Consider the following 950-nt stretch of genomic DNA (forward strand, 5'->3'; position numbering starts at 1 on the left):
TGCGATCCCCGAGAGGATCAGCCCCGCTTCTTCTGGCCACCGTCGAAAAAATGCGCCACCACGGCGGTCGCGTCGGCGATGTCGGCCGCGTCCATTTTGTCGAACGCCACGTTCATCACCGCCTCGCGAATGCGGGCGGAACGCGCCAGCATGACCACCGGCTGCGAGGCCGTCGCGGCCGAGGTAATCGCCCGCAGGTCGGCGCCCACCAGCCGATGGAAAGTGAGCGCCTTGAACTCTTCAGTGCGCTCGGTGCCCTGCTGCGAACGCGACCGCACCGCCACGGGAAGGCGAAGCGGGAGCGTGATGGAGCCGTCAGGGTTCATGACGGCACGCTTTGGCAGCGCATCCCCAAGGTCGGCATCCTCGTCCACCACGGGCGTGGAATCGAGGTCCACGATGTCGGAGGCGCCGCCGGCGGCCGTCTTGGCCTCGTCCAGATCGATGATGAGATCGGTTTCCGTGCTCACGCGAGGATCTCCTGGTAGCCCGAGGCGTTCCACTTCAGCTCATGCGACTCGCCGCCGGTCATCTCCGGCGGGTCGAGCAGGAAGGCGTCGGGAAAGACGAACGTCTGCCCGGTGTCGCAGACCACCTGCAGCTCGCCCTCGCCCTCGTCATAGACGGAGCCATAGGACTGCCCCGCCTCCAAATAGGTTTTCGCGGTCACCTCGGAGCCCTGGTATTCCTGCGCCCGCCCCACCTTGCGGCCATAGGTGACGGCGGTGTTCTTGATGCCGCCGAGCCGCAGCTTGGCGCCCTTCTCGATGGGGATATTTTTACCCCGCCACAACAGATCGATGATGCCCAGCACTTGTGCCATGGGTCAGTCTCCTCAGACTTCAAATTCGAGCGAGCCGGCCAGGACCATCAGGTTGCCGATGATCTGGATGGGCTGGCGGGCATTGAGCCGGTTGCGATCGCCCTGCGCGTCGCGTTCGAACACGCTC

2 protein-coding genes are annotated in these 950 nt (G+C 65.2%); both read right to left on the bottom strand.

Annotation, left to right across the window (positions count from 1 at the left end; all coding sequences use genetic code 11):
- Window positions 1–17 precede the first annotated feature (17 nt).
- On the bottom strand, window positions 18–470 hold the full coding sequence (locus V5F77_RS28965) for a hypothetical protein (protein ID WP_429008496.1): 453 nt from the start codon (window positions 468–470) through the stop codon (window positions 18–20).
- Window positions 467–823, bottom strand: a complete 357-nt coding sequence (locus V5F77_RS28970) for a phage tail tube protein (RefSeq protein WP_429008497.1) — start codon at window positions 821–823, stop codon at window positions 467–469. The genes V5F77_RS28965 and V5F77_RS28970 overlap by 4 nt, the downstream gene beginning before the upstream one ends.
- Between the last annotated feature and the right edge of the window lie 127 nt (window positions 824–950).

The organism is Roseixanthobacter psychrophilus, assembly GCF_043195195.1.
In the GTDB taxonomy this organism is placed as follows: domain Bacteria; phylum Pseudomonadota; class Alphaproteobacteria; order Rhizobiales; family Xanthobacteraceae; genus NCEH01.

What these genes read in the sequence shown, in the direction of transcription:
- V5F77_RS28970 (WP_429008497.1), bottom strand. Translation starts at nt 823, where the DNA reads ATGGCACAAGTGCTGGGCATCATCGATCTGTTGTGGCGGGGTAAAAAT.